Source organism: Arthrobacter sp. 2YAF22_2 (assembly GCF_052114645.1).
GTDB lineage: Bacteria > Actinomycetota > Actinomycetes > Actinomycetales > Micrococcaceae > Arthrobacter.
Window position 1 is genome coordinate 1 of sequence record NZ_JBFRFD010000422.1, and the last position, 3,353, is coordinate 3,353.

At 69.1% G+C, this 3,353-nt stretch carries 4 protein-coding genes, 1 pseudogene and 1 riboswitch; of the genes and pseudogenes, 1 reads left to right on the plus strand and 4 read right to left on the minus strand.

Annotated features, from left to right (window positions below; translation table 11 throughout):
* Positions 1 to 507: pseudogene (locus AB4Y86_RS15190) on the plus strand (DEAD/DEAH box helicase); the annotation flags it as partial.
* A 90-nt stretch (positions 508 to 597) separates the two neighbouring features.
* Here the strand turns inward: AB4Y86_RS15190 and AB4Y86_RS15195 are convergent.
* The 4 genes from AB4Y86_RS15195 to AB4Y86_RS15210 form a co-directional block, all read right to left on the minus strand.
* Complete coding sequence (locus AB4Y86_RS15195; protein ID WP_441403026.1) at positions 598 to 1,248, minus strand: MBL fold metallo-hydrolase; 651 nt, start codon at positions 1,246 to 1,248, stop codon at positions 598 to 600.
* Between the two features lie 20 nt (positions 1,249 to 1,268).
* The gene (locus tag AB4Y86_RS15200; protein ID WP_441403027.1) at positions 1,269 to 2,279 is read right to left on the minus strand and encodes an aldo/keto reductase; all 1,011 of its coding nucleotides are present in this window, start codon (positions 2,277 to 2,279) and stop codon (positions 1,269 to 1,271) included.
* Between the two features lie 166 nt (positions 2,280 to 2,445).
* Positions 2,446 to 2,835, minus strand: coding sequence for a DMT family transporter (locus AB4Y86_RS15205; protein ID WP_441403029.1), 390 nt, complete (start codon positions 2,833 to 2,835; stop codon positions 2,446 to 2,448).
* Between the two features lie 2 nt (positions 2,836 to 2,837).
* Positions 2,838 to 3,161, minus strand: coding sequence for a DMT family transporter (locus tag AB4Y86_RS15210; protein WP_441403028.1), 324 nt, complete (start codon positions 3,159 to 3,161; stop codon positions 2,838 to 2,840).
* A gap of 9 nt (positions 3,162 to 3,170) precedes the next feature.
* Positions 3,171 to 3,236, minus strand: a riboswitch (guanidine-III (ykkC-III) riboswitch).
* Between the last annotated feature and the right edge of the window lie 117 nt (positions 3,237 to 3,353).

Here is a 3,353-nt window from a genome sequence, read left to right on the forward strand (position 1 = left end):
GGCCAGGCCGCTGCCCGCAACGCCGCCGAGCGCGTCATCGAACGCAACGAGGACCGGCAGGATGCCGAGCGCGCCGAGCGCCGCAGCGTCCGCGCCCGCTCAACCTCGTATGGCACCCACCGCAACGATGTTCCGGCTTCAGGCGGCCGCGCCGCGGCCGGCCGTGGTTCAGACGGACGCGCCTCGGAGGGGCGCAGCGACGCCCGGGGCGCCTCGGCTCCCCGCAGCGGCGCACCCCGCACCGGGGGTGCCCCCCGCACGGGTGGCGCAACCGGCGGCCAGCGTGGCGGCCGCCCGGCAACGGGCCAGCGTGCAGCTGCCGGGGCCAAGTCCGGTGGAACCAAGGGCGGCGCGAATTCGCCGGTCTGGTCATCCAACACCGGCGGAACTTCGGGCGGGTCCTACGCAGGCGGCGGCAACGGCCGATCCGGCGAAGGTCGTCCGGCACGCAGTGGCGGACCCCGCCGGGCTTCCGCACCGGCGTCGAACGAACGTCGCAGCCGCTAATCCCCAACCGTTCCACCATCGAGTGCTCCGAAAACGCCCTTTAGAAGGTTCATAAGGGCGTTTACGGAGCACTCGATGAGGTTTTTGGGCTTACCAGCCGCGGGCGCGCCACTCCGCCAGGTGCGGGCGTTCCGCACCCAGGGTGGTCGGTTTCCCGTGGCCCGGGTGCACCACGGTGTCATCCGGATACACGTCGAACAGCCGCTCGCTCACATCGGTGATCAGCTGGGCAAACCGTTCCGGATCCTTCTGGGTGTTGCCCACGCCGCCGGGAAACAGCGAGTCCCCGGAGAAGATGTGCGCCGGGCCGTCCGGATCTTGGTACACGAGGGCGATCGAACCCGGGGTGTGTCCGCGCAGATGGACAGCCGTCACGTCGAAGCCGTCGAAGTTGCCGACGTCCCCGTGATCCAGCAGGACATCGACCGGCACCGGAAGTTCCGGGGCATCGTCTGTCCCGGCCGCAGTTTTCACGCCGGTGGCCTCCACCAGGCCAGGCAGCGCGCGGACGTGGTCCCAGTGCTGGTGTGTGGTGGCGACCAGGGCCAGCTTCGGCGTCGCGGCGGTATCCGCGGCGGCGTCGGCGAGCAGCCCTTCGATGGCGGACAGGTCGTCGGCCGCATCAATCAGGAGCTGCGCGCCGGAAGCCTTTGCCGTCAGCAGGTACACGTTGTTGTCCATCTCGCTGACCGAAATCCGGCGGATGGTGATGTCACGGAGCGAGTGAATGAGTGAGTCCATGGGCTTCAGTCTAGGACGAGCTATTCACGGCCCTGTGAGACCCAGTTCGGGTTAGCGGAGCGGGAACCGACGACGGCGTCCGCCGCGGCGTCGAGCGTCTCAAGTTGCGTCGGGGTCAGGTTAAGCGCCAGGGCGCCCAGGTTTTCATCGATCCGGGCCGCCTTGCGCGTGCCCGGGATGGGAACCACAGTCAGTCCCATCCTGCTGCCCTGGGCGAGCAGCCAGGCGAGAGCCACCTGGGCCGGCGTCGCGGTGTGTCCGGGACTGCTGAGCTCGGTGGCGACCGTCTGGACCGCGGCGACCACGGCTTGGTTGGCGTCCAGCGCGGATTCGGCGAAGCGGGGGATGTTGCGGCGGAAGTCGTTGCTGCCCAGCTTCGAGGCGTCGACAGTGCCGGTGAGGAATCCCCGGCCCAGCGGCGAGTAGGGCACAAACCCCACGCCCAGTTCGGCGGCCGCCGGAACGACGTTACGTTCCACGTCGCGGCTCCAGATGGACCATTCGCTCTGGACTGCGGCGATCGGGTGGATGCTGCTGGCCTCCCGGAGCTCCGCGGCCGTCACTTCGGACAGGCCAAGGTGCCGCACCTTGCCGGCCTGCACCAGCGCCGCCATGGCCTCCACGGTTTCCACAATCGGAACGCGGAGGTCGCGGCGGTGCATGTAGTACAGGTCAATGGTGTCGGTGCCCAGACGCTTCAGGCTCCGGTCAACGGCCTGCCGCACGTAGCCGGCGTCGCCCCGGATGTCCGAATAGCCGGTCGCCGGTGTCCCCACCAGGCCGAACTTGGTGGCCAGCTGCACCTCGCCGCGGCGTTCCCTGAGCAGCCGTGCGATCAGCTCTTCGTTGTTGCCGCCGCCGTAGATGTCCGCCGTGTCGATGAAGCTGACGCCGGCATCCACCGCATGGTGCAGGGTTGCCAGCGCCTCGGCCGGATCCACGTCCCCGTAGACCGGGGTCAGGGCCATGCCGCCGAACCCGAGCGGGCTGACACTGAGGCCGTCGCCGAGCTGGACTGGTGCTGCCGTCATCTTGGGTCTCCTATCGCTGCCGGAATGGTGCCGTCCCTGCCAAGAACTCCGGCTGGCCGGCGGCTATTCCGAATCTTCTTTCAGGGGCGCCGGGGAGGCTCCCCACCTTTGGATCTTGAATGGCGGGTACGACGGCGCGTCCCGGAGGACACGCCGTCGTCGTCCCTCAAAGCTGGGGAGACTCCGGGGGGGCGGCCGGCTCCCGGGCACCAGGCTCTGCGTTCGACGGCGGCAACAGCTTCAGCCCCGCCGCGCAGCCCACGATCCCGGCGATCAGCAGCAGCTTCAGCGGGCTGGCCGGTTCGACGCCGGTGCCCATCGCCCAGCCGACCGTCAGGGCAGCTCCGATCCCGACCCAGACGGCGTAGGCGGTCCCGAGTGGGATGCGCTTCACGGCAAGGCCGAGCCCGGCCAGGCTGAGCACCGCGGTGACGGCAAACACGGCAGTGGGCCAGCGCCGCGAAAATCCGTCCGATTGGCCCAAGGCGGTGGCCCAGACGGCCTCCAGCACGGCGGATCCCAGCAGTATGGTCCAGGACGTTGCGACTGACTTCATGGTCACGCCACCAACTTCAGGCCGGCCACGCAGGCCGCGATTCCGGTGAGCAACAGGATCCGCGCTGTGGTGGCGCGCTCGACTTTGGCGATCATCGCGTAGCCGGAGGTCAGGACGACGCCGACCCCCACCCACACGGCATAAGCGGTTCCGGTCGGGATGGACCGCATGGCGATGGCGAGGCCGCCCGTGCTCGCCGTGACGGAAATTAGGAAGACGAGGGCCGGGACCAGCCGGCGGAGGCCCCTGGCTTGGGCGGTTCGGTGCAGCGCGGCCGCCCAAACAGCTTCGAGTGCTCCGGAGAGGACGAGGATTAACCAAGACATGACGGATCCTTTGGCCAGTCTTGTCGCGTGCCGGGTACTGAACCGTCGTCCGGAGGCCGCCGGAACGGGCCTTGCTGCCAGCCTAGCAACGCCGTCCGGGCGAGGCGAGCCGAGGCAGACAGCTGCCCGTCGCTTTCGGCCCACGTAACACATCCACTGCTCCGAACCGGCCCTTTTGAGGGCTCATAACGG

What these genes read in the sequence shown, in the direction of transcription:
- AB4Y86_RS15210 (WP_441403028.1), bottom strand. Translation starts at nt 3,161, where the DNA reads ATGTCTTGGTTAATCCTCGTCCTCTCCGGAGCACTCGAAGCTGTTTGG.
- AB4Y86_RS15195 (WP_441403026.1), bottom strand. Translation starts at nt 1,248, where the DNA reads ATGGACTCACTCATTCACTCGCTCCGTGACATCACCATCCGCCGGATT.
- AB4Y86_RS15205 (WP_441403029.1), bottom strand. Translation starts at nt 2,835, where the DNA reads ATGAAGTCAGTCGCAACGTCCTGGACCATACTGCTGGGATCCGCCGTG.
- AB4Y86_RS15200 (WP_441403027.1), bottom strand. Translation starts at nt 2,279, where the DNA reads ATGACGGCAGCACCAGTCCAGCTCGGCGACGGCCTCAGTGTCAGCCCG.